Here is a 24,426-nt window from a genome sequence, read left to right on the forward strand (position 1 = left end):
GCCTTACGCCTCTGCCAAGAGGTGGAGGTTGCCGAGGGCATCGACATCCGCCGCGAAGCCCGCGGGGATGATGGCGGTGCTGTCTTCCTGCGCGACGATCGCCGGGCCGTGGAAGGCATGGCCGTGGTGGAGCGTGGCGCGGAGGAACAGCGGCACCTCCCGCCATGCGCCATCCAGCCAGGCGCGTACCAGGCGTTCGGGCGCGGGTGGTCCCTCCACGCGCGGTTCCTCCGGCATCAACGGCGGCGTGGTGGCGCCGATGACAACAAGGCGGAGATTCACCACCTGGATCGCAGCCTCCGCATCGTGGAAGTCATAGATGGCGTGGTGCTGCCGGTCGAAGGCGCCACGGAGCGCGGCGATGTCACCGGCCTCGATCCAGGCGGGTTCCAGCGGGGCCTCGATCTCGAAGGACTGGCCGCGATAGCGCATGTCGGCCGTCAGGTGCAGCGTGATCGGCCCCGCATAGCGCTGGTCCTCCCGCAGCCAGCGTTCCCCTTCCGCCCGCAGCGCCGCCAGGGCATCGCGGAGCGCCGGCAGGGTCGCCGCCTCCAGGTCCAGGAACAGGGTGCGCACCACATCGGTCCTGGCATCGGCGATGAGGCCGCCGAGCGCGCTGACCACGCCAGGGCGCCGCGGGATCAGGACGCGCGCGATGCCGAGTTCGCGCGCCAGCAGGCAGCCCAGCATGGGGCCCGCGCCGCCGAAGGGCAGCAGCGTGAAGTCGCGCAGATCGACGCCATAGCGCGCGACCAGCTTGTTGACCTCCGCGAACATGGAGGAGATGGCGACATCGACGATCGCCTCCGCCGTCTCCTCCACCGTGCGGCCGAGACGGGCGGCGAGCGGCGCGACCACCGCGGTCGCGCGGCCGCGATCCATGGCGACGGAGCTGTAGGCCAGCGGCACATGGCCGAGCAGCCCGCAGACCGCCAGCGCATCGGTGATGGTGGCGCGGTCGCCGCCGCGGCCGTAGCAGGCCGGGCCGGGGGTCGATCCCGCGCTTTCCGGCCCCACCGTCAGCATGCCGAAGCCATCGACGCTGGCGATGGACCCGCCGCCCTCCCCGATCGAGGAGACGGAGACGGAGGGCACATGCAGCGGGAACTCGCCGATCATCTCCCCCGTGCCGAATTGCGGCTGGCCACCCAGGATCAGCGCCACATCGGCGCTGGTGCCGCCGATGTCGAGCGTGAGCGCACGCTCCACCCCCGCTGCCCGCGCCAGGAAGGCCGCCCCCATCACGCCCGATGCGGTGCCCGACAACAGCATCGACACACAGGCATGGCGGCCCAGCACGGCGCGCATGATGCCGCCATTGGATTTGGTGATCATCGGCGTCGCCGCCACGCCACGCGCCGCCAGCGCCGCCTCCAGCGAGCCGAGGTAGCGGTCCACGCGGGGATGGACATAGCCGTTCAGGATGGCGGTGGTGGTGCGTTCGTATTCCCGGATCACCGGCCAGATCGCCGCGCCGCAAAAGACAAACAGGCCCGGCTCCGCCGCCTCGATGATCGCCCTGGCCGCCTGTTCCTGGCCCGGGTTCCGGTAGCTGTGAAGGAAGGAGATGATGATCCCGGCGGCGCCGGCCGCGCGGGCGCGCCCCGCGGCCTCGCGCACCGCCTCCGGGTCCAACGCCTCCGCCTCCGTGCCATCGGCCAGCACGCGGCCTGGCACGCCGAAGATCAGGTCGCGGGGGATCAGCGGATCGGGCCGCGCGCAGAACAGGCTGTACATCTCCGGCATCCGCAGCCGGGCGAGTTCCACCACATCCTCGAACCCCGCATTGGTCAGCAGGGCGAGCGTCGCGCCCTTACGCTGGATGACGGTGTTGATGCCGACCGTGGTGCCATGCACGAAGTCCGTCACGCTGGCGGGGTCCATCCCGTGGCGGGCCTGCAGCAGGCCCACGCCTTCCAGCACCTCCCGCCCCGGCTCATCCGGCGTGGTCAGCACCTTCAGCGTGTGCATGGCGCCGGTCGCGTCATCCAGCGCGCAGAAATCGATGAAGGTGCCGCCGATATCGACACCGATGCGCCAGCCCATGCGCCGCAACCCCCGTTCCTGAACCGCGCCAGCACGCCCGCGCAGGCGCGGCCTGTCCAAGAGGAATTCGGCCGCGACCGATAAGGGCGGCTTATGCGGGGGTCAGCAGGCCGCGGGAGACGGGGTCCGCCGCATAGGCGCCGAAGGCATCCCGCAGCCCGGCGCGCAGCCTTTCCTGCTGCAGGGACAGCGGCCTGCGGGTGCCGCAGAGCACCGCGATCGGCAGGCGCACCAGCGGGCGGAAAGGCCGGACGACGAGGCCCGGATGCGCCAGCCAGGGGATCAGCCCATCCACCACCGCGACGCCGATGCCCTGCTGCACGAAGGACAGCGCGATGATGGAGACGTCGATCTCCACCTGCGGCCGGAAGGGGATGCCCGCGCGGGCGAATTCCTGGTCCAGCAACTGCCCCGGCAGGCTGTCCTTGCGGTAGGAGATCAGCGTCTCCTCCACCAGATCCTCCGGCCCCAGCGCCTTCCGCCGCGCCAGGCGGTGACGGGAGGGCAGAAGGCAGACCAGCTCCGCCTGGCCGATCGTCTCCGCCTGCACCAGCGGCGTGGCCTTGTCCGACAGGGTGACGCCGAGATCGGCATCGCCGCGGCCCAGCATGTCCATCGCGATCTGGTGCGGCACGACGAAGGCGGAGAGGTGGACGCCCGGCAGGCCGGCGCGAAAGGCCATCAGCGCCTGCGGCAGGAAGGACAGCGACGGCGGCGCGGAAGCGGCGAGGCGCACGGAGCCCCCCTCCCCCTCCCGCAGCCCCTCCGCGAAGCGGCGGAAGCCCTCGATGTCCCGGTGCAGGCGCTCGGCCTCGGGGAACAGGAGCTGGGCCTCCGGCGTCGGCACCAGGCGGCCCCGCAGGCGACGGAACAGCTTGTAGCCGAGCCGGTCCTCGGCATGCAGCAGCAGCTGGCTGAGCGCGGGCTGGGAGACGTTGAGCGCCTGCGCCGCGCCGGTCAGCGTGCCGAGGCGCATGATGGTGCGGAAGACCTCGATCTGGCGGGCGTTCATGCGGCGATGGTCCACCCATAGGGCGGCCTTATGCAACAGGCGCGATTGCCGATTGGACAGCGGGGCGCGGCCGCGCCGAGCGTTGCGGCATGACAGGATTGCTGCACCGCGTGGCGGAGGCCGACCGCCCCCCGATCCGCCTTTCCGTCGATGGGCGGGAGATCACGGCGCTGGCGGGCGACACGCTGCTTACCGCGCTGCTGGTGGCCGGCGCCCGGCTGCGGGACAGCGAGTTCGGCGATGGCACTCGCGCGGGCTTCTGCCTGATGGGCGCCTGCCAGGATTGCTGGGTCTGGACGGAAGCAGGCGCCAGGCTGCGCGCCTGCTCCACCCCGGCCGAGCCGGGGATGCGCATCCTGACCGGTGCCGCGCCATGGCCGTGACGGGGGACGGCGTGATCGTCGTGGGCGCCGGCCCCGCCGGGATCCGCGCGGCGGAGCGGCTGGTAGCCGCCGGCATCCGCCCGACCGTGGTGGAGGAATCCGCCCGCGATGGCGGCCAGATCTACCGCCGCCAGCCCGAGGGCTTCCGCCGGCCGCCGGAGGCGCTGTACGGCGCGGATTCCGCCAAGGCCCGCGCGCTGCACGAAGCCGCGCAGGCGTTGCACCCCCGGGTGGATTGGCGGCCGGGGACGCTGGTCTGGGCGATCCGGGACGGCACGCTGCTGGTCAACCGCGCCGGCCAGCACGAAGCCCTGCCGTTCCGGCACCTCATCCTGGCAACCGGCGCCACCGACCGCATCATGCCCCTGCCGGGCTGGACCCTACCCGGGGTGACGAGCCTCGGCGGCGCACAGATCGCGCTGAAGGCGCAGGGCTGCGTGATCGGAAGGGAACCGGTGTTCCTCGGCACCGGCCCCCTCCTCTACCTCGTGGCCTGGCAATACCTGAAGGCGGGCGTGGCGGTGCGGGGGGTGCTGGATACCAGCGCCTTCGCGAAGCGCGTGCTGGCGGCGCCCTGGCTGGCCGCCCGCCCCGGGCTGCTGGCGCGCGGGCTGGCCTATACCGCGGCGCTGCGCCGGGCAGGCGTCCGCATCGCCACCAACATCACGCCGCTGGAGGTGGAGGGCGAGGACCGCGTCGCGGCGCTGCGCTGGCGGGACGCGGCGGGAGTGGAACACCGTGCCGCCTGCGACGGCATCGGCATGGGCTACGGGCTGCGGCCGGAGACGCAGTTGGCGGACCTCGCCGGCTGCGCCTTCGCCTTCGATGGGGGCGCCCGGCTCTGGTTGCCCGTGACGGATGGGGATGGTCGGTCCAGCGTGCCGTGCGTGTACCTCGCGGGGGATGGCGCGCAGATCCGCGGCGCCGATGCCGCGGAACTGGCCGGGCGGCTCGCCGCCTGCGCCGCGCTGCGCGATTCCGGCCGCGCAGTGGATGAGCTCGAGATGGCCACGCTGCGCCGGCGCCTGGCGGGGATGACGCGCTTCCGCCGCGGCCTGGAGCGCGCCTTTCCCTATCCCGCGCATCTCGCCGCCGACCTCCCCGACGAAACCCTGGTCTGCCGGTGCGAGGCCATCACCGCGGGCGCGCTGCGCCAGGCTGGCGGCGAATACGGCGCGGCGGAGGTGAACCGCGCCAAGGCCTTCAGCCGCACCGGCATGGGCCGCTGCCAGGGCCGGATGTGCGGCCCGGCGGCCGCGGAGGTGCTGGCCGCCGCCCGCGGCATTCCGATGGCGCAGGCCGGCCGTCTGCGCGGCGCCGCCCCCGTGAAGCCGCTGCCCCTGGCGACGGAGGCCGCGCCATGACCCAGGCCGACGTCATCATCGTAGGCGGCGGGCTGATGGGCACGGCCAGCGCCTTCTTCCTGCGGCAGCGCGGCCTGTCCGTGATCCTGCTGGAACGGGACCTGGTCGGAAGCCATGCCAGCGGCACGAATTTCGGCAATGTCCGCCGGCAGGGCCGCTTCCTGCCGCAACTGCCGCTGGCCAACCGGTCGCGCGCCATCTGGGGCGACCTGCCCGGCATCATCGGTGAGGATTCGGAATTCCTCCCCTCCGGCCATCTCCGCATCGCCTTCCGGGAGGAGGATGAGGCAAGGCTGGTGGCGCATGCGGCGGCGGCGCGGGAATGGGGGCTGGACCTAGACCTCATCACCGGGAATGCGCTGCGCGACCGGTTTCCGTACCTGTCCCCGTCCGCACGGATGGCATCGCATTCGCCGCTGGATGGCCACGCCAATCCGCGGCTCGCCGCCCCCGCCTTCGCCCGCGCGGCACGGCGCGCCGGGGCGGTGTTGCATGAAGGCGCGGCGGTGCTGGGCATCGTGAAGTCCGCCGAGGATTTCGTGGTGGAGACCGCGATCGGCGCCTTCCGCGCGCCGCTGCTGCAAATCTCCGCCGGCGCCTGGGGCGGGCGGATCGCGGCGGCCTTCGGGGAACCCGTGCCGATCACCCCGGCTGCACCGCAGATGGGGGTGACGGAGCCGATGCCCTACCGCATCGCCCCGGTCATGGGCATCGCAACCACGGTGAAGGAGGAAGGCGTCTACCTCCGCCAGGTGAAGCGCGGGAACATCGTCTTCGGCGGCGGGGCGCGCAGCGAGGCGTCGCTGGACACCAGGCGCGCAAGGCTGGATCCGCTGAACACGCTGGCGCAGCTGCCGCACCTCGCCAGGCTGCTGCCGCCGATCCGCGCACTGTCCATCATCCGCACCTGGAGCGGCGTGGAGGGCTATATGGCGGACGACATCCCGGTGATGGGGCCGAGCGGCAAGGTCACCGGCCTGTTCTACGCCTTCGGCTTCTGCGGCCATGGCTTCCAGCTGGGCCCCGGCGTCGGCGCCACCATGGCGGAGCTGATCGCGACCGGCCACGCCGGCATCCCCATCGAGCCCTTCCACATCAGCCGCTTCGCGCAAGGACCACCCGGATGACGATGCCCCCGATCCGCCGCCGCACCCTCCTGGCCAGCCTGGCGCTGGCCAGCCCCGCCTTGGCGCAGACCGGCGCGCCCATCCGCATCATCGTCCCCTTCGGCCCCGGCAGCGGCACCGACGTCACGCTGCGGATGCTGGTGCCGCGGATGACGGAATATCTGGGCCAGCCCCTGGTGATCGAGAACCGGCCCGGGGCGGGCAGCACCATCGGCACGGATGTGGTGGCGAAGGGGCCGGCGGACGGGTCGCTTTTCGTGCATGCGACCCTGTCCTCCATCGGCATCGCGGCCGCGCTGTACCGTCGCCTGCCCTATGACCCGATCCGCGACCTGGCGCCGATCGCGGCCACGGTCTTCGTGCCCCTGGTGCTGGCGGTGACGACGAAGGATTTCGAGCCGCGCACCCCCGCCGCGCTCATCGAGGCGCTGCGCGCCGCGCCCGACCGCTACCAGTATGGCAGCAACGGCATCGGCGCCACCGGCCACCTGGCCAGCGCCAATTTCGTCACGCGCATCGGCGCGCGGGCGGTGCATGTGCCCTATCGCAGCGGGGCGGAGACGATCACCGCGCTGGTCGCGGGCCAGATCCACTTCATGCACGACATCACCGGCCTGCTGCTGCCGCACCACCAGGCGGGCACGGTCCGCTGCCTCTTCGTCACTTCCGACGAACGCTCCCCGGTCATGCCGGATGTGCCGACTCTGCGGGAAGCCGGCGTGCCGCACTACCCCGCCTATTCCTGGTTCGGCCTGTTCGGCCCCGCCGCCACGCCGCGCCCGGTGCAGGAGAGGATGTCGGCCGCCGTGCAGCATGCACTCGCCGATCCGGTGGTCGCCGGGCGGCTGGCGGAACTCGGCACGCCCACCATGCCGGGCTACGGCCCCGATCGCTTCGCCGCCTACGTCCGTGAGGAGACGGCGCTATGGGGGCCGCTGGTGCGGGCCTCCGGCGCCACGGCGGACTGAACACCGCAGAATCTTCTGCGGCAGGGGGGTGGCGCGACATGCCACTTCCACTGTCCGGCTTCGAATTGAAGCGTATCGCGCCGCCGTCCCGACCCTAGGCTTCCCGTATCAGGCAGGACGAAAGACCCGATGTCCGAGACGCGCGAGAGGACCGCCGCCGTGATCGAGGATCGCACGCGCCACGTGCCGCGCGGCGTTCTGACGGCCCATCCGCTGGTGCTGGACCGCGCTGAGGGCAGCGAGGTCTGGGACGTGGATGGCCGCCGCTACCTCGATTTCGTGGGCGGCATCGGGGTGCTGAACCTCGGGCACAACCATCCGCGTGTCGTGGCTGCGGTGCAGGCGCAATTGGGCCGCATCACCCATGCCGCCTTCCAGGTCGCGGCCTATGCGCCCTATGTCGATCTCGCCCGGCGGCTCTGCGCGCTGGTCGGCGGGGGCGACGACTACAAGGCCGCCTTCTTCACCTCCGGCGCCGAGGCGGTGGAGAATGCGGTGAAGATCGCCCGCGCCCACACCAACCGCCCCGCCATCATCGCCTTCCGCGGCGGCTTCCATGGCCGCACGCTGCTGGGCACGACGCTGACGGGGATGAGCGCGCCCTATCGCCAGAATTTCGGCCCCTTCGCGCCCGAAGTGTTCCACACGCCCTTCCCCAACCCCTATCGCGGCGTCGATGACGCGACGGCGCTGGCAGCCCTGGACGAGGTCTTCGCCACGGACGTGGCGCCCGAACGCGTGGCGGCGATCCTGATCGAGCCGGTGCAGGGCGATGGCGGCTTCCTCGCCGCCTCGCCTTCCTTCCTGTGCAGCCTGCAGGAAATCGCGCATCGCCACGGCATCCTCGTCATCATGGATGAGATCCAGTCGGGTTTCGGCCGGACCGGGACACTCTTCGCCTATGAACAGGCCGGCCTGAAGCCGGATCTGGTGACGGTGGCGAAGAGCCTGGCGGGTGGGTTGCCGCTTTCCTGCGTGGTGGGGCGCGCCGCCATCATGGATGCGCCGGCGCCAGGCGGCCTCGGCGGCACCTATGGCGGCAACGCGCTAGCCTGCGCCGCGGCACTCGGCGTGCTGGATGCCTTCGAGCATGACGGCCTGCTGCAACGTTCCGTCGCGCTGGGCGAGCGCCTGAAGGCGGGGCTGGAGGCCCTGGCCCAGCGCTACGCCGTGATCGGCGACGTCCGCGGCCTCGGCTTCATGCAGGCGATCGAGATCGTGGCCGACCGCGCATCCCGCAAGCCGGATGCCGCCATGGCCCAGGCCATCATCGATGCGGCGAGGGAGGAAGGGCTGCTGGTCATCAAGTGCGGGGTCAACCGCAACGTGATCCGCTTCCTGGCGCCGCTGGTGACCACCGACGCGCAGCTCGACGAAGGCCTCGGCCTGCTCGACCGCGCGCTGGCAAGGACGACGCCGCCACAGACCTAGATCGACAACAACGCCGGCGAAGGCCGGCCAAGGAGGCAGGGATGGCAAGCAACGAACTGGAACTTCTGGGACAAGCCGACCAGGCCCGCGTGCTGGATGCCGTGCGCCGGGGCGCCACGCGGCGCGACCTGCTCGGCATGCTTGGCGCCGGAGGCATGGCGGCGGCAACGGCGGGCGGCATCTTCGGCGCGGCGAAGGAAGCCGTGGCGCAGACACCGCGGCGGGGCGGGCGCATCCGCGTCTCCGGCACCTCCACCTCCACCGCTGATACGCTGGACCCGGCGAAGCAGTCGCTGTCCACCGACTATGCCCGCTGCAACATGTTCTATGACGGGCTCACGACCTTCGACGGCAGCCTGACGCCACGGCCCGCGCTGGCGGAAAGCTGGCAGCAGGAAGGGGCGAAGGTCTGGACCTTCAAGCTGCGCCGCGGCGTCACCTTCCATGACGGCAAGCCGCTGACGGCGGAGGATGTCGTCTTCTCCCTCAACCGGCACAAGGATCCCGCCACCGCGTCCCGCGCGCGCTCGCTCGCCATGCCGATGACGGAGATCGTGGCGACGGCCCCGGACGAGGTGCGGATCACGCTGGACAGCCCGAATGCGGACCTGCCCGTGGTGCTGGCGACGTTCCACTTCCACATCATCAAGGCCGGCACGACGGATTTCTCCACCGCCATCGGCACCGGTGCCTTCACCTGCCGGGAATTCCAGCCCGGCGTTCGGTCCATCGCGCAGCGCAACCCGAACTACTGGCAGGCCGGGAAGGGGCACCTGGACGAGGTCGAGTTCATCGGCATCCCGGATGAGCAGGCGCGCGTGAACGCGCTGCTGTCCGGCGACGTGCAGCTGATCGCGGGCGTCGATCCGCGCTCCGTCCGCCGCATCACCCAGGCACAGGGCCATGGCGTCTTCGAGACGAAGTCTGGCTACTACACCAACCTGGTCATGCGGCTGGATATGTCGCCGGCCAGCAACACGGACTTCGTGCTGGCCATGAAATTCATGTTCGACCGGGAGCAGATGCGGACGGCGATCCTGCGTAACTACGGCGTGGTCGGCAACGACCAGCCGATCGACCCGACCAATCGCTTCTTCTTCCCCGGCCTGCCGCAGCGCCCCTTCGACCTCGACCGCGCGCGCTTCCACTTCCAGCGTTCCGGCGTCGGCTCGACCAGCCTGCCGGTGGTCTGTTCACCGGCTGCGCCGAACTCCGTGGACATGGCTCAGGTCATGCAGCAGACCGGTGCGCGCATCGGCATGAACCTCGAGGTTCGGCGCGTGCCATCCGACGGCTACTGGTCCAACCACTGGTTCAAGCATCCGATCGGCTTCGGCGCCATCAACCCGCGGCCTTCCGCCGACATCCTGCTCACGCTCTTCTTCAAGTCCGACGCCGCCTGGAACGAGAGCGCCTGGCGCAATCCGCAATTCGACCAGCTTCTCTCCGCCGCACGGGCGGAAACGGATGAGGCGAAGCGGCGCCAGATGTATGCCGACATGCAGGTGATGATCCACAACGAGTCCGGCATCGGCATTCCCGTCTTCCAGTCCATGCTGGATGGCCATGTCAGCCGGCTGCGGGGCCTGTCGCCGATCCCGGTCGGCAACCTGATGGGCTTCGACTTCGCCAAGCATGTCTGGCTCGAGGGCTGAGATGGCGGGGCGGCGCGCATGCTGAGCCTGGTCGCCGCCCGGCTCGCGCTCGGCCTCGTCTCCCTGCTGCTGGTCTCGCTGGCGATCTTCGCCATTACGAGCCTGCTGCCGGGGGACGCGGCCGAGGAACTGCTAGGGCAGTACGCGACGCGGGAGACGGTGGCCGGGCTGCGCGCCAGCCTCGGCCTCGATCTGCCCGCGCATCTCCGCTACCTCGCCTGGCTGAAGGGCCTGGCCACCGGGGATTTCGGCCGGTCGCTGGCCAGCAACATGCCGGTCGCGCAGCTCATCGGATCGCGCCTGCCCAATTCGCTGATGCTGGCGGCGGCGACGGCAGCGGTCTCCGTGCCCATCGCCCTGACCATCGGCATCACCGCGGCGATGTATCGCGGCAGCGCCTATGACCGCACGGTATCGATGCTGACGCTCTCCGTCGTCTCCGTGCCGGAATTCCTGGTGGCGACTGCCGCCGTGATCGTCTTCGCGGTGCAGCTCCGTTGGCTGTCGGCGCTGTCCACGACGGCGGACATCACCTCCGTCGCGCAGTTCTTCCGCGTCTTCGCGCTGCCGGTCTTCGCGCTTTGCTGCGTCATCGTCGCGCAGATGGTGCGCATGACGCGTGCCGCCATCATCGACCAGCTCCGCGCACCCTATGTGGAGATGGCGGTGCTGAAGGGCGTCGGCCCGCTGCGCGTGGTGCTGCACCACGCCCTGCCCAACGCGATCGGCCCCATCGCCAATGCCGTCGCGCTCAGCCTGTCCTACCTGTTGGGGGGCGTCATCATCGTGGAGACGATCTTCAACTATCCGGGCGTCGCCAAGCTGATGGTGGATGGCGTGGCGCAGCGGGACCTGCCGGTGGTGCAGGCCTGTGCCATGCTGTTCTGCGCCGCCTACCTGGTGCTGGTGACCACGGCCGACATCATCGCCATCCTGTCCAATCCGCGGCTGCGCCACCCATGATCCGCCGCCTTTCCCCCGCGGGCCTGCTGGGCCTGCTGATCCTGGCCTTCTGGGTCGCCATGGCGGTCTTCGGCGCCGCCGTGGCGCCGCATGCCGCCGGGAGGATCGTGGACATGGAGGTCTTCCTGCCCGTCAGCGCCGACTACCCGCTCGGCACCGACTATCTCGGCCGCGACATGCTGAGCCGCGTGCTGCATGGCACGCGCTACACGGTCGGCGTCGCGCTGGGCGCGGCGCTCATCGCCAGCGGCAGCGGCCTCATGCTCGGCATGTGCGCGGCCGTCTGGGGCGGGATGGTGGATGGCGCGATCAGCCGGGCGCTGGACACGCTGATCTCCATCCCCAGCAAGATGTTCGCCCTGGTCGTCGTCGCGGCCTTCGGATCTTCCGTGCCCGTTCTGATCCTGATGGCCGGCATCATCTACACGCCCGGCGCCTACCGCATCGCACGCTCGCTGGCCGTCAGCGTCAACGCGCAGGATTTCGTGACGGTCGCGCGGGCGCGTGGCGAGGGCACGCTCTACCTCGTGCGCGCGGAGATCCTGCCCAACATCATCGGCCCCGTGCTGGCCGATTTCGGGCTGCGCTTCGTGTATATCGTGCTGCTGCTGGCGGGGATGAGCTTCCTCGGCCTCGGCGTGCAGCCGCCGAATGCCGATTGGGGGTCGCTGGTGCGGGAGAACATGGCCGGGCTGCATGAAGCCGCGCCCGCGGTGCTGATGCCCGCCTTCGCCATCGCCTCCCTCACCATCGGCGTGAACCTGGCCATCGACGTGCTCGGCGGCGGACGGCGAGAGGGGGACGGGCATTGAGCGCCCCCCTGCTGGAGGTGCGCAACCTCGAGGTCCGTGCGCGCAACGCCGCGGGGCAGGAGGTCCCGATCGTCCGCGACGCCTCCTTCACCCTGGCGAAGGGCGAGGTCCTGGCCCTGATCGGGGAGAGCGGATCGGGCAAGACGACCATCGCGCTGGCGCTGCTGGGCTACGCCAAGCCCGGCTGCCGCATCGCCGGCGGCAGCATCCGGCTCGGCGAGACGGATGTGCTCGGCCTGTCGAAGTCGGCGCTGCGCGACTTCCGCGGCCGCCGCGTCTCCTACGTCGCGCAATCCGCCGCCGCCTCCTTCAACCCCTCCCTCACCATCATGGCGCAGGTGACGGAGATGGCGATGCTGCACGGCATCGGCAGCGCGGCGGAGGCCGAGAAGCGCGCCATCGCGCTGTTCCGCGCGCTCGCCCTGCCCGATCCCACCCGCATCGGCGCGCGCTACCCGCACCAGGTCTCAGGCGGGCAGTTGCAGCGGCTGATGGCCGCCATGGCGCTGATCGCGGAGCCGGAACTGGTGGTGCTGGATGAGCCCACCACCGCGCTCGACGTCACGACGCAGATCGAGGTGTTGCGCGCCTTCAAGCAGGTGGTGAAGGGCAGCGGCGTCAGCGCCGTCTACGTGTCCCATGACCTCGCCGTCGTCGCGCAGATGGCAGACCGCATCCTGGTGCTCCGCAACGGGGAGATGCAGGAGATCGGGCCGACGGGTGAGATCCTGGCTGCACCGAAGCATCCCTACACGCAAAGCCTGCTGGCCGCGGCCGCGCCCACCCCGCGCGGTGCCGCCGCCGCGCCCGAAGCGCCACCGCTGCTGGAGGTACGCGGCCTGACCGCGGGCTATGGCCGCATCGATGCGCAGGGCAACCCGACCCTGCCGGTTCTGCGCGACATCGACTTCACCATCCGTCGCGGCTCCTCCCTGGGCGTGATCGGGGAGAGCGGCAGCGGCAAGTCCACGCTGGCGCGCGTGATCGCGGGGCTGCTGCCCGCCGCGCGTGGCGAGGTGATGCTGGATGGCGCGGCACTGCCGCCGGCGCTGGCGCGCCGCACGCCGGCCCAGCTGCGCCGCATCCAGCTGGTGTTCCAGAGCGCGGATACCGCGCTGAACCCGCGCGCTTCCGTCGCCTCCATCCTCGGACGGCCGATCGAGTTCTTCCACGGTGTGAAGGGCGCCGCACGCGACGCGCGCGTGAAGCGGCTGCTGGACCTGGTGCAACTGCCCGCTTCCGTGGCCGATCGCCAGCCCGGTGCCCTGTCCGGCGGCCAGAAGCAGCGCGTGAACCTGGCCCGCGCGTTAGCAGCGGAGCCCGACCTGATCCTCTGCGACGAGGTGACGTCGGCGCTCGATACCGTCGTCGGTGCCGCAATCCTGGACCTGATGGATGGGCTGCGGCGCGAGCTCGGCCTGTCCACCATGTTCATCAGCCACGATCTGCACACGGTTCGCAGCGTCTGCGACGAGGTGATGGTGCTCTATGCCGGTGAGAGGGTGGAGGCTGGCAGCCGCCGCGCGATCCAGGAGGCGCCGTGGCACCCCTATACCAACCTGCTGATCTCCTCCGTGCCCGAACTACGCCAGGGCTGGCTGGAACGGCGCGGCAGCGTGCGGGGGCCGGAAGCGGCCGCCGGCGCCAGGCCGGCCTGCGCCTTCTTCGCGCGCTGCGGCCTGGCCATGCCCGGCCTCTGCGACGTCACGCCACCGCCGCGCCGCACCCTGGCCAAAGCGGCCGAGATCCTCTGCCACCGCGACGAGGCGGCGCTGATGCAGGCGTCTATTCCAGCCGGTCCTTGATCCCGTAATAGGCGCCGACGAGCGGCAGGAACCAGGGCGTGCCGTAGTTGAAGCGGATCGCCTTCCAGTCCAGCTTCGCGAGCGGATTGGCGCCGGCCTCGCCCGCCATCACCCGCGCCATCCGCTGGCCGAGATGGACCGACATCTGTGCGCCATGGCCGGACAGGCCCATGGCGTAGAACAGGCCCTCATGCTCGCCGGCGCGCGGCAGGCGATCCTCCGTCATATCCACCAGCCCGCCCCAGCAATAATCCAGCCGCACGCCGCGCAATTGCGGGAAGGTGGCGTCGAGTTGCGCGCGCAGCACGTCGCCGCTCTTCGCATCTTCGGTCGGGTTGGACATGGCAAAGCGCGCACGGCCGCCCCAGATCAGCCGGTCATCGGGGCTGATCCGGAAGTAGTTGCCGATGTACTTGCTCGTCGTCGCCGTCCGTCGCGTCGGCATGATGCTGTCGAGCTGCGCGGGCGAAAGCGGCTCCGTCACCACGATGAAGCTGCCGACGGGCACCAGGCGGCGGCGGAACCAGGCGAAGGGCCCCTCGCGGCTCGGCCCCGTCGCGACCAGCACCTGCGCGGCCTCGATCGTACCCTTCGGCGTCACCACGCGATGCGCATGGCCTTGCAGGCGCGTCAGCGCGGTGACGGGCGCGTCCTCGACAATGCGCGCGCCGGCGCGGGATGCCGCGTCCGCCAGCCCCGCGCCGAAGCGGCCCATATGCATCATGGCGCTCTTGCGATAGAGCAGCCCGCCGAAGAAGGCATCCGACCCGATCTCCTCCCGGATGCGCTCGCGCGGCACCAGTTCGGTGTCCGGATCGCAATCGCGGTTCAGGATTTCGAAGCTGCGGGCGAGCTTGTCGTAATGCGCGGGCTTGGCGGCCAGCTTGATCTTGCCGCCGCGGCGGAAGTCGCACTGGATCTGCTCCTCCCGCACGATCCGCTCCACCGTGTCCACCGCCGCATCGAAGGCGTGATAGAGCGCGCGGGCGTGCTCCGCGCCCAGGCTGGCCGCAAGGCCCGCATAGTCATGCGCCGTACCGTTGTTGACATGCCCGCCATTGCGGCCGGAGGCACCGGCGGCAACCTTGCCCGCTTCCAGCACGACGACGGAAGCGCCGCGCCGCGCCAGCGCCAGCGCGGCCGAAAGCCCCGTGAAGCCGGCGCCCACCACGACAATGTCGGCGCGCCCCTCCACCGGCCCGGCATGCGCGCCGGCGAAGGGCTTCGCGGTATCGAGCCAGTAGGAGGCGAGCTTCATCGCAGCCTCACACGCCGATCAGCCGGGCCAGGCCCTCGATCGTCGTCGCCTGATGGGCGCCGTAATAGGGAATCTCCGGCTCATACCCGCGGTTGACGAACAGCGTGTTCGCAACGCCGAGGCCGTAGGCCGGGATGATGTCGTAGCGGTAGCTGGCGGAGACGTGCAGCACATCCTGCGGGCCGCAGCCCAGCATGTCGAACATGTATTCGAAGGCCTGCATGCGCGGCTTGTAGGCCTGCGCCTGCTGCGCGGTGAAGACCTTGTGGAAGGGCGCCTGTAGCAGCGCGACGTTGGACATGATCTGGTCGTCGGAAGCGTTGGACAGGATCACCAGCGGCACCTTCGCCGCCACGCGCTTCAGCGGCTCCGGCACATCGGCATGCGGGCCCCATGTGGGCACCGCCTCATACAGCGCCTGGCCATCCTCCTCCCGGAACTGGATGCCGTACTTGCGGCAGGTGCGCTCGAGCGAGGCCTTGAGGACATCGACATAGGGCGCCCAGGCGCCCAGCACCTGGTCGAAGCGGTACCAGGTGAAGTCGCGCAGGAACTCCGGCATCAGGGCTTCCGGCACGCGGTCCGCCATCAGCGTTCGCGTCACCTCTCCCACCTGGAACCAGGTGAGCGTGCCGTAGCAGTCGAAGGTGACGTATTTCGGCCGGAGATTCGTCATGGGCCTGCGCTCCCGCATCGAGTGGCCCGTCATGCTAGGCGCCGTCACGGCGCAGGGAAGGTGTTGCGCGGGGCGGCGCGGCGCAGATCCTGCTGTTTCGCATCGGGGGCACGGCAGCCGCTGCGTGGGGGCGATGGCGAAGTGGAAAATGCCTCAAAGCGCCCGAACTTCGGAAGCCCATGCTTCGCGGCCCGGTCCAGGCTGGGACCCTGGACGGAGGGTCAGGATGAAGGCGCAGGCCGATGCACAGCCGATCATGCGGGCGCTGCTGCCGGCGGATCTGGAAGCCGCGCAGGCGCTCTCCGCCGCCGTGCGCTGGCCACATCGGGTGGAGGACTGGCACTTCGCACTCGGCATCGGCGACGGCATCGCGCTGGAGGCCGCGCGCAGGCTGGTCGGCACCGCCATCATCTGGTCTTTCGGCCCGGATTGGGGGACGCTCGGCATGGTGATCGTGGCGCCGGCGCATCAGGGGCGGGGGCTGGGGCGGCGGCTGATGGAGGCGTGCATCGCGCAGCTTGGCCCGCGCGCCATCCAGTTGCACGCGACGCCGGAGGGCGAGCCGCTGTACCGCAGCCTGGGCTTCGCCGCGACCGCCACCATCCGCCAGCACCAGGGCGCGGCCTTCAGCCTGGGCTTCCAGGCGCCGCGCCCGGGCGAACGCCTGCGCCCCGCCGGGCGCGCGGATCTCGGCGTGCTGGCGGCACTGGACACCGCCGCCTGCGGCATGGCGCGCGGGCCGATGCTGGCCGCCCTGCTGGGGGATGCGGAGGCGATCGTGCTGGACCGCGGCGGCCTGGCCTGCGGCTACGCCATGCTGCGGCGCTTCGGCCGCGGCAAGGTCATCGGCCCCGTGGTGGCGCCGGATGAGGAAGCGGCGCGGCTGCTGGTGGCGCATTGGCTGGGCCAGCGGCAGGGGGAATTCCTGCGCATCGACGTGACGGATGAGAGCGGCCTCTCCCCCTGGCTGCAGGCGGCCGGCCTGCCGGAGGTGGATGTGGTGACGCGCATGGTCCGCGGCACGCCGGCCACCCCCGCCGCGGTGCGATCCTTCGCCCTGGCCAGCCAGGCGCTGGGCTGATGGCGCTGGTCTACAAGGCGGACCCCGTCCGCGGCGCTGAATGGGCGCGCATCCTGGCCCGGAAGCGCCCCGGCCTGGCCTTCCATGTGTGGCCGGAGACGGGCGATCCCGAGGCGGTCCGCTACCTCGCGGCCTGGCTGCCACCGGATGATCTGGCGACGCGCTTCCCGAAGCTGGAGGTGCTGTTCTCCGTCGGCGCGGGGGTGGACCAGTTCGATCTCTCCGCGCTGCCGCCGCACCTGCCCCTGGTACGGATGGTGGAGCCCGGGATCATCGGCGGCATGGTGGAATACGTCACCATGGCCATCCTGGCACTGCACCGGGACATGCCGGCCTATCTGGGTCAGCAGAGGACGGAGCGGTGGCAGCCCATCCGCGTCCACCCGGCCTCCCGCCGGCGCGTCGGCATCCTGGGCCTTGGCGAATTGTCGCGCGCGGTGCTGGCGGCCCTCGCCCCCTTCGGCTTCCGGCTTTCCGCCTGGAGCCGCTCGGCGCGCGATGTCCCTGGTGTGGAGACCCATGCCGGTGTGGCGGCGCTGCCGCGCTTCCTCGCCGGCTGCGACATCCTGGTCTGCCTGCTGCCGCTGACGGCGGAAACGCGGGGAATCCTGGACCGCGAGCTTTTCGCGCAGCTGCCGCGCGGCGCCTGCCTGGTGAATACGGGACGGGGCGGGCATCTGGTGCAGCAGGATCTGCTGGCGGCGCTGGAATCCGGACAGCTCTCCGCCGCGATCCTGGACGTGGCGGAGCCCGAGCCCCTGCCGCCCGGACACCCCTTCTGGTCCCATCCGCGGATCTGGCTGACGCCGCATGTCGCCAGCATGACGCAGCCGGAAACCGCGGTGGAGGCAGTGCTGGACAATATCGACCGGCATGCCCGGGGGGAGCCGATGCTCGGCCTGGTGGATCGCGCGCGGGGCTACTAGGCGCGCTTGCCGCGCGCGGGGCTCCTAGGCGCGCTTGCCGCGCGCGGGGCTACTGACCGCGCTTCCCGCTTGTCAGACCGCCACGGTGGAATCTACCGTGACGGTAACGAATGAGGCTTCACATCGCATGGATAACGGGCTCCCGAAGCTCGATCGCATCGACCTGCGGATTCTCGTCCATCTTCAGAAGAACGCGCGGGTCACGAATGTCGAACTGGCGGACGCCGTCGGGCTTTCCGCCAGCCCCTGCCTCGTGCGCGTGAAGCGGCTGGAGAAGACGGGATACATCACCGGCTACGGCGCCGACATCCAGCTGCGCAAGCTGGGGGAGACCACCTCGATCTTCACCGAGGTGACGCTGGCCGACCACCGCATGCAGGATTTCTCCCGCTTCGAGAATGCGATACGCGGCGTGGACGAGATCCTGGAATGCCACCTCGTCTCCGGCGGCTACGACTACATGCTGAAGTTCCTCACGCGCGGCATCCAGCACTACCAGGAGATCATCGAGAGCCTGCTGACGCGCAACATCGGCATCGAGAAGTACTTTTCCTACGTCGTCATCAAGTCGGTCTTCGTGAAGCGCCACTATCCCCTGGAGAAATTCTTCGAGGAGTGACGGCGGAAGCTGCCGCACAGCCCGCCGCTTCCGGCACGAAGCACCGCCGAGGCCCCGCTTTCCGTCACGTCCGCGCGGTCCGTCGCGGCAGGATCGGCGGCAGGCAGGGACAGGGGAAGCCCCATGGCATCGCGTGAACCGAAGGCGCTCACCTTCGACGTGGTCGGTACCATCATCGATTTCGAGACCGGGCTGCTGCGCTACCTCCGCGATGCCTGCGGCCCGGCCGCCGAGAGGCTGACGGATGGCGCCATCCTCGATGCCTATCGCGCAAGCCGCGGCGCGCCGGATGTCGGGCGCTTCCCGGACGACCTGGAACGCGTCTACCAGCAGATCGCGCCCGCACTCGGCCTGCCGGGCGATCCCGCCATCGGCAGGGGTTTCGCGCAATCGGTGAAGGACTGGCCCCCCTTCCCCGACAGCGTGGCGGCGCTGCAGCGCCTCGGCCGGCGCTACCGACTGGTCGCGATGACGAATGCCGCGCGCTGGGCGCTGGACCTGATGGCCGCGCGCCTCGGCAACCCGTTCCACGACACGGTGTCCTGCGACGACGCGCTGTGCGAGAAGCCGGACCCGCACTACTTCGCCTTCGCCCGCGGCCGCATCAGCCGCGACGGCATCACGAAGGACCAGATCCTGCACGTGGCGCAAAGCCAGTACCACGATATCGGCGTGGCCAAGGCGATGGGCTACACCGTCTGCTGGGTGGAGCGGCGCAAGGGCATCGCAGGATCAGGCGGCACCATCACCGCCGCGCAGCAGACCGTGCCGCACTACCACGTGGCGACGCTAGCGGAACTGGCCGACATCGCGGAGTCCGGGGCCCTGCTCATGCAGGCATGACCCCGCCCGGCCTGAGGCGGTCCGCCCGCCGCCGTCGGCCGTCACGAACACCGCAGGCCGGAAGCCCCCCACCAGAAGCATCGTGCACCATATCCCGAGGCTGCTTCGCAGCCGCGCCGCGATCCGCCGGCCGTTCTTCCACGGCGCCGGCCCCCGCCGCATGGACCATCTGGGCCTCACCAGCATCATGGGGGTCCATCAGCGGCAGGCCGGATGGCAGGACCATGGGCGATCGAGCGCCGATGCCGATCAGGCTCCCGATCGCATCGGGAAACGGCGTGTCGTCGGCGGTGCATCATGCTGGCTGCCGGGCCCTGGCGCGGCCGCCAGCAGCAGCGTGAACTCCGCCCCTTGCGCCACATTCGCTGCATGGATCTCCGCCATCATCGCGCGTGCCAGGCCAAGGGAGATCGAAAGGCCGAGGCCTGTCCCGACATCGGCGGGCTTCGTGGTGACGAAGGGCTCGAACAGCCGCGGCAGGATGTCGGGCGCGATGCCCCCTCCATTGTCGGCAACCGCGACGGCCACCCTTCCACTGCCGGCATCCGGCCGCACGGCAATCCTGACGCGCCGGGCCGTGCCGCGCGGTAGTGCCGCCACGGCGTCGCCCGCATTCGTCAGGAAGTTGATCAGGATCTGCTTGATGGCTTCGGGATCGCCGAGCACGGCCTGCCCCGGTGGTCCCGGATCGACTTCGATATCGACGGTAAGGGCGCGCAGATGGCGCGCCATCAGCGACACCGCGCTGTCAACGACGGCATCGATCGCGCAGCTGCCGATCGGATATCCCGCCTGGCTGCCACGCGCAAAACGCCGGAGACTCTCGATGAGGTGGACCGTGCGGTCCACTTCCTCGACGATCTGCGCCAGCCGGCAGATGATGGCGCTGGCGCCGATCTGCTCGGCCTCAACCTGCGCGACCTCCGCCGCCAGCGAGATCGCCGTCAGTGGCTGCTTCAACTCATGCGCCAGGCCGGCCGATACCGCGCCCAGCGATGCCAGCCGGGCAGAATGCAGCGCACGTGCCTCCGCCTGCACCTGCGATGTCACGTCCAGCAGGTAGCCGGCAAGCTCGACGAAGCCGGCTTCATTCGGCGCCAGGGACCGGCAGTGCAGCCGCATATGGCGAAAGCCGCCATCGGGCTGCCGGAACCGGAACCTGAGGGAGGCGGAACCCTCTGCCACCACCCGGGCATAGAAGGCATCATGCGAAGCGACGTCCAACTCACACCAGGCCGCCAGGCTGTCATGGCCTTGGAAGGTTGCGGGTGGCCATCCCGTCACGGCCTCCACGTCGCCGCCGCGGTACAGGAGCCTGGATTCCCCGCCCGGCTGCACCTGCCGGAGGATGAACACCGCGGGGATGCCGCCGATCAGCCGTTCCAGCTCACCGCGCAATGCGTCACGCGCCAGCGCCGCCTGGCGCGCCTCGCCGGCGTCCCGCAAGCTCGACCAGACCAGCAACGCCAGCACGATGAGCAGGGATGCGAGGCTGGCGGACCCATAGGCCGTGCCGCGGATACTCGCCGCGGCCGCTAGCTGCCGCTCCGCATCCACCGTGCCGATGGCGAACAGGTTGAGCGACATCACGCGGCGCCATGCCATCAACTCGTCGCGGCCCGTGATCGGACTGACCATGCGCGCCTGTCCCCGGTGCCCAGGCGGCAAACCCGCATGCAGCACCGGCCCGGCCACCGGCTGCCCGGCGGGCAGGCTGCGTGGCTCCGACCACGCGATGAGCTGTCCCGTATCCAGCGCAAGCGCCAGCACACCGCCATCGAGGCGTCCGGCCGCGGCGATCTGCGCCGACAAGGCCGGCAGTCGCAGCACCGCGACGGCTATCCCGCCCGTTCCCCCCGCCTCCGCGATGAGGGCTTGGGTGGCCTGGATGGCGGCCTGGTCATCGGCGCCGGCGGACGGAAGCATCGACAGCCGCGGCGGGACCGGGGAACTCCTCAAGGACGGGGGCACTGCCGCATGCACGGGTCGGACGCACCCGTCCGATCCGGCACCGATCCCGAACTCCCACAGGACGAGACCGGCAGGGTCGCAGATGGCATAGCGTTCCACAGCGGAATCGGCACGCCGCATCTGGCGGATGATGCCATGCTCGAGCTCCGCCCGGATCGGCGCGCGGCTGGCATCAGGGTTCGCGAGCCACCGCTCCGCCAATGCGTGCAAGGCGTCGATCTGGTGTTCGAGATTCGTCGCGACCGCCTGGGCAATCGCGGACGATTCCTCGGCCCGCGCCAGGCCCGCCGCCACGCCGTCCCGTTCCGCCACATCCGCCACGCGCAGCGCGACAGCCCAGCACGCCGCGATCAGCACCGCCGCCAGAACCCCGCCGATCAGCCTAGGTGAACGCAACAACGCCAGAACCGCCCCCTGGGGCCGAGCCCCGCGCTCTCCTAGAAGCCATGCCAGTGTCGCGACTACGTGGTTTTTTGTGGCGTTCGGTGGGGATACGTGTCCGCGCCGACGGGAAGACGCGCGCCATGACGCGAGGCGTCAGCGACCGGCCTCGCTGAGCGGAAAGGCGACAAACACGTAGCCGAGCTGCCGGACGGTCTTGATCGACTCAGGCTCCTCGGGCTTCGGTTCCATCTTGCGGCGAAGCTTCTTGATCACGGTATCGACGGCGCGGTCACCCTCCCGCCACGGGCGGCGGAAGACGTGCTGGCTGATCGTATCCCGGTGGACGGGGCTGCCCATGTGGTCATGCAGCAGCACGAGCGTCTCGTATTCCGCTGTCGTCAGCGGGCAGAGCTGGCCATCACCCCTGCACAGGCTGCGGCGTGCCTTGTCCAGCCGCCACCCCCCTTCTGCGGCCGTGACCGGCAGTGCGCGTGGCGCGACCGGCTGTGCGCGGACACGGCGCAGCACGCTGCGGATGCGGGCAAGGATTTCCCTCGGTGCGACGGATTTATGCACCTCGTCATCCGCACCGACCTCCAGATTGACGATGCGGTCGAGGGGATCGGAATACCCGGTCAGGATGATGCAGGGAACGTCGCTGCGCTCGCGCATGTATTTCAGCAGGTCGGTCCCCGTCACGGCCCCGAGGCGCTGATCGAGGATGACGATGTCCGGCGCGTAGCTGCCGAGCACCTCCCCAAACTCCGCGACATCGGCAAGCCAAAGCGTGTCGAAGCCGTGCTGGACGAGATAGGCCGATAGCTGTTCGGCGAAGGTGCCATCGTCATCCACAAGGAGGATCCGGGTCTTCGTAACGTCGAACCTGATCGGTAGATTCGCCGGATCGCTCACAGTCCGCGGCCCATGGCACCATTCCATAATGTCTGGGGGCGGCCTGCGCCGCCCCAAATCCGCACGCGAAGGCACGACGTCGTCGGTGGTAACGGCGTCACGCGTAGCAGCCAGGACATACCAGAAAGTTAACAGGTGGAGCCACCCGCATCAGCGGGTCCCACCTGGCCGGCACCAATCGGCTGTGCCGGCAACATGGTCACCGAAACGATACGAACTACCGCGGTGGCACAGCGCGCCCCGGGCGGGGCGACCTTCCCCTCCGGCGTCAGAGAAACGCGGCCGCCCGCCCCTCCTCCGCATAGGGGCGTTCCACCCTGTGGAGGGCCAGGTGCTTGCGTTGGCCCGTCCAGCTGATGGATGCCTCCTGCCGCACCCGAACCGGGAAGGCATTGTCGAGCAGGCCGCCGACAAAGCGCGCGATCCGGGCACGACCGGCATCATCGATGGGCCTGCCGGCCCGAAGCAGCACCTCGATCGTGCCGCAGCTGTACTGGCGCATCTGCTGCTCCAGGATATCCATGCCGGGCTCCGCCAGCGCCAGGTTGAAGGCGGCACTTCGCCGCGTGCCGTCGGGCAGCACGAAGAACTCTCGCTCCCGCCCCTCGATCCCCGCCAGCACGGGCAGCGTGATGCCGCAGTCACAGCCATCCCCCAGAACGGCGAGGTCGCCCAGTTCGTAGCGGATCAGCGGCATCGCGTAGCTGTGCAGCGCCGTCACCAGCACTCGCCCGATCTGGCCCGGCGGGCAGGGCTGGCTGTCATCATCCACGACCTCCAGCACCACGTTGGCGGACAGGACGTGGTAATGGTCGTGGACCGGGCATTGATGGGCGAGCCACCCGCATTCCTCGCAGGAATAGCGGTCCGTGACGCGCGCGCCGAAGACGCGGCGGGCCAGCGCCCGCGTCGCCGCCGTCACCGGTTCGGTGGAGGTGATGAACTGGCTGACCGGCGGCATCGTGGCGCCGCGTTCCAGCGCCACCGCGGCCAGGGCCCGCAACGCGGAGGGGTAGGTGGCGACATAGGCGGGCTGCCGCTCCCGCATGATGTCGAGGAACGCCTCGGCACTGGTGGTGGCCGTGGATCGCAGGAAGGCGGGGCCCGCAGCCTCGAACCAGCTGATGGGTGGCCCCCAGCGCGTTCCATCCGCATCGCGCACCGTGCGGACATAGATGCCGAGCATCCGCCGCGAGTCGCGCTGGTGCCACTGGTGGTCGAGCATGGAGGCCGCTTCGTAGAGCGGCTTGTAGAGCGGCCGGAACCTCTCCACCCGCACGGCCAGTCCGGTCGATCCCGATGTGCTCGTTGGCTCGACATCGCCGGGCCCCGTGCCAGGCACATGGGCGCGCATCCCCGCCGCATTCGCCTGAACATCGGCGCGCGACAGGACCGGCAGGCGGGTCAGCATCTCCATGCCGAAGGGCGCGCGGGGATCAATGCCGGCCGCGGCGATGCGCGCCCGCCAGAAGGGGGACCAGGCCGCGGCGTGGCTCACCAGGCTGCCGAGCTGGACGGCCTGCGTCGCACGCTGGATGGCCGGGGGCGCCGCTTCGAAGGCACGGAGCTGCCCCAACAGGTCGCGCACCAGCAACTGGTCCGGTGGAAGAAACCGAGGAAACCCGACCATGCTGCCTGGCTGCATCGAAGCCTCCGATGAGGTGCGGCTGCCAGGCCCGGCGAGCCGCCACAAACAGATGAGCCCCGGCGCGAACCGGGGCCCCTCCTCCACCCGCGCCCCGCCGCCGAAGGCGACACGACAGGGGTGGAACATCACAAAAGCCGGGCCGCCACCCCGAAGAATGGACGGCCCGGGTCAGGCTGATCAGCGGGCGGCGCTGATGACGTTCACGCCGTTGGTCGCAACCTGCACGCCGGTGTTGATGGCATAGCCAGTGGCGGACTGCGTGCGGACCGTGTTCCGCGACAGCAGGTCGGTGCCGCCGGCCGCGACCTGGTTCAGCAGGCCCGTCGCGCCACCGGCGAGCGCCATGGTGTTGAGCGTCTGGCCCACCACCTGCTGCGTGCCGAGAAGCGTGGCGTTGCCCGTGCCGTTGCAGAGCGAGCCACAGCCCGCCGCGTTCGCGGTCGCCGAGTTCCCGTTCGCCGACAGGAAGCCGTTGGAGGTCTGGTTCGCATTGCCAACCAGCAGCCCGGTGGAAGCCAGGCTGTTGAAGTTGACGCTGGCCT

21 protein-coding genes are annotated in these 24,426 nt (G+C 70.4%); 13 read left to right on the forward strand and 8 right to left on the reverse strand.

The features are described from left to right. Positions 1-3: 3 nt before the first annotated feature. Together BM041_RS27350 and BM041_RS27355 are read right to left on the reverse strand one after the other, a co-directional pair. Positions 4-2,046: a hydantoinase/oxoprolinase family protein gene (locus BM041_RS27350; RefSeq protein ID WP_092963099.1), complete on the reverse strand. Its 2,043-nt coding sequence runs from the start codon at positions 2,044-2,046 to the stop codon at positions 4-6. A 91-nt stretch (positions 2,047-2,137) separates the two neighbouring features. Further along, a complete protein-coding gene (locus BM041_RS27355) occupies positions 2,138-3,058 on the reverse strand; it encodes a LysR family transcriptional regulator (RefSeq protein ID WP_092963100.1) in 921 nt (306 codons plus the stop codon). An 89-nt stretch (positions 3,059-3,147) separates the two neighbouring features. On the opposite strand from BM041_RS27355, the gene BM041_RS27360 reads away from it, so the two are divergent. The 9 genes from BM041_RS27360 to BM041_RS27400 all read left to right on the forward strand — a co-directional run bounded on the left by BM041_RS27360 (position 3,148) and on the right by BM041_RS27400 (position 13,566). Then, on the forward strand, positions 3,148-3,441 hold the full coding sequence (locus tag BM041_RS27360) for a (2Fe-2S)-binding protein (RefSeq protein ID WP_092963101.1): 294 nt from the start codon (positions 3,148-3,150) through the stop codon (positions 3,439-3,441). Continuing rightward, positions 3,432-4,805 carry an NAD(P)/FAD-dependent oxidoreductase gene (locus BM041_RS27365; RefSeq protein ID WP_092963102.1) on the forward strand — a complete coding sequence of 458 codons (1,374 nt, stop codon included), beginning with the start codon at positions 3,432-3,434 and terminating at the stop codon, positions 4,803-4,805. Before BM041_RS27360 ends, BM041_RS27365 begins: the two co-directional genes overlap by 10 nt. Beyond that, positions 4,802-5,932, forward strand: a complete 1,131-nt coding sequence (locus BM041_RS27370; protein WP_092963103.1) for an NAD(P)/FAD-dependent oxidoreductase — start codon at positions 4,802-4,804, stop codon at positions 5,930-5,932. Before BM041_RS27365 ends, BM041_RS27370 begins: the two co-directional genes overlap by 4 nt. Then, entirely contained in the window at positions 5,929-6,900 is a 972-nt protein-coding gene (locus BM041_RS27375; RefSeq protein ID WP_092963104.1) for a Bug family tripartite tricarboxylate transporter substrate binding protein, read from the forward strand. Before BM041_RS27370 ends, BM041_RS27375 begins: the two co-directional genes overlap by 4 nt. A 129-nt stretch (positions 6,901-7,029) precedes the next feature. Continuing rightward, the gene (gene gabT, locus BM041_RS27380) at positions 7,030-8,331 is read left to right on the forward strand and encodes a 4-aminobutyrate--2-oxoglutarate transaminase (RefSeq protein WP_092963105.1); all 1,302 of its coding nucleotides are present in this window, start codon (positions 7,030-7,032) and stop codon (positions 8,329-8,331) included. Positions 8,332-8,372: 41 nt separating this feature from the next. After that, positions 8,373-9,986: an ABC transporter substrate-binding protein gene (locus tag BM041_RS27385; RefSeq protein WP_092963106.1), complete on the forward strand. Its 1,614-nt coding sequence runs from the start codon at positions 8,373-8,375 to the stop codon at positions 9,984-9,986. 18 nt (positions 9,987-10,004) lie between these two features. Further along, positions 10,005-10,949, forward strand: coding sequence for an ABC transporter permease (locus BM041_RS27390; protein WP_092963107.1), 945 nt, complete (start codon positions 10,005-10,007; stop codon positions 10,947-10,949). Next, positions 10,946-11,761 carry an ABC transporter permease gene (locus BM041_RS27395; protein ID WP_092963108.1) on the forward strand — a complete coding sequence of 272 codons (816 nt, stop codon included), beginning with the start codon at positions 10,946-10,948 and terminating at the stop codon, positions 11,759-11,761. Before BM041_RS27390 ends, BM041_RS27395 begins: the two co-directional genes overlap by 4 nt. After that, positions 11,758-13,566 carry an ABC transporter ATP-binding protein gene (locus BM041_RS27400; protein WP_092963109.1) on the forward strand — a complete coding sequence of 603 codons (1,809 nt, stop codon included), beginning with the start codon at positions 11,758-11,760 and terminating at the stop codon, positions 13,564-13,566. The genes BM041_RS27395 and BM041_RS27400 overlap by 4 nt, the downstream gene beginning before the upstream one ends. Here BM041_RS27400 and BM041_RS27405 read toward each other — a convergent pair. Together BM041_RS27405 and BM041_RS27410 are read right to left on the reverse strand one after the other, a co-directional pair. Continuing rightward, a complete protein-coding gene (locus BM041_RS27405) occupies positions 13,547-14,824 on the reverse strand; it encodes an NAD(P)/FAD-dependent oxidoreductase (protein ID WP_092963110.1) in 1,278 nt (425 codons plus the stop codon). The genes BM041_RS27400 and BM041_RS27405 overlap by 20 nt on opposite strands. A 7-nt stretch (positions 14,825-14,831) precedes the next feature. Next, positions 14,832-15,500 carry a haloacid dehalogenase type II gene (locus BM041_RS27410; protein WP_092963111.1) on the reverse strand — a complete coding sequence of 223 codons (669 nt, stop codon included), beginning with the start codon at positions 15,498-15,500 and terminating at the stop codon, positions 14,832-14,834. Between the two features lie 226 nt (positions 15,501-15,726). Here BM041_RS27410 and BM041_RS27415 point away from each other — a divergent pair, with 226 nt between their 5' ends. From BM041_RS27415 to BM041_RS27430, 4 genes are all read left to right on the forward strand, one after another. Continuing rightward, positions 15,727-16,581 carry a GNAT family N-acetyltransferase gene (locus BM041_RS27415; protein ID WP_092963112.1) on the forward strand — a complete coding sequence of 285 codons (855 nt, stop codon included), beginning with the start codon at positions 15,727-15,729 and terminating at the stop codon, positions 16,579-16,581. Beyond that, the gene (locus BM041_RS27420; RefSeq protein ID WP_092963113.1) at positions 16,581-17,507 is read left to right on the forward strand and encodes a 2-hydroxyacid dehydrogenase; all 927 of its coding nucleotides are present in this window, start codon (positions 16,581-16,583) and stop codon (positions 17,505-17,507) included. The genes BM041_RS27415 and BM041_RS27420 overlap by 1 nt, the downstream gene beginning before the upstream one ends. Positions 17,508-17,634: 127 nt before the next feature. Next, entirely contained in the window at positions 17,635-18,126 is a 492-nt protein-coding gene (locus BM041_RS27425; RefSeq protein ID WP_092963114.1) for an Lrp/AsnC family transcriptional regulator, read from the forward strand. A 123-nt stretch (positions 18,127-18,249) separates the two neighbouring features. Continuing rightward, entirely contained in the window at positions 18,250-18,969 is a 720-nt protein-coding gene (locus BM041_RS27430; protein WP_092963115.1) for an HAD-IA family hydrolase, read from the forward strand. Between the two features lie 249 nt (positions 18,970-19,218). Here the strand turns inward: BM041_RS27430 and BM041_RS27435 are convergent, their stop codons facing one another. From BM041_RS27435 to BM041_RS30845, 4 genes are all read right to left on the reverse strand, one after another. Further along, the gene (locus tag BM041_RS27435) at positions 19,219-21,336 is read right to left on the reverse strand and encodes a sensor histidine kinase (RefSeq protein ID WP_139226205.1); all 2,118 of its coding nucleotides are present in this window, start codon (positions 21,334-21,336) and stop codon (positions 19,219-19,221) included. A 141-nt stretch (positions 21,337-21,477) separates the two neighbouring features. Beyond that, complete coding sequence (locus BM041_RS27440) at positions 21,478-22,176, reverse strand: response regulator (protein ID WP_175534199.1); 699 nt, start codon at positions 22,174-22,176, stop codon at positions 21,478-21,480. 328 nt (positions 22,177-22,504) lie between these two features. Continuing rightward, positions 22,505-23,866 (reverse strand): phenylacetate--CoA ligase family protein, encoded by a 1,362-nt coding sequence (locus BM041_RS27445; RefSeq protein WP_217648861.1) that lies wholly within the window; start codon positions 23,864-23,866, stop codon positions 22,505-22,507. A gap of 195 nt (positions 23,867-24,061) precedes the next feature. Then, positions 24,062-24,426: hypothetical protein (locus BM041_RS30845; protein ID WP_217648862.1), on the reverse strand; the 365-nt coding region annotated here is incomplete at its 5' end.

Source organism: Falsiroseomonas stagni DSM 19981, assembly GCF_900114315.1.
Taxonomy (GTDB): domain Bacteria; phylum Pseudomonadota; class Alphaproteobacteria; order Acetobacterales; family Acetobacteraceae; genus Falsiroseomonas; species Falsiroseomonas stagni.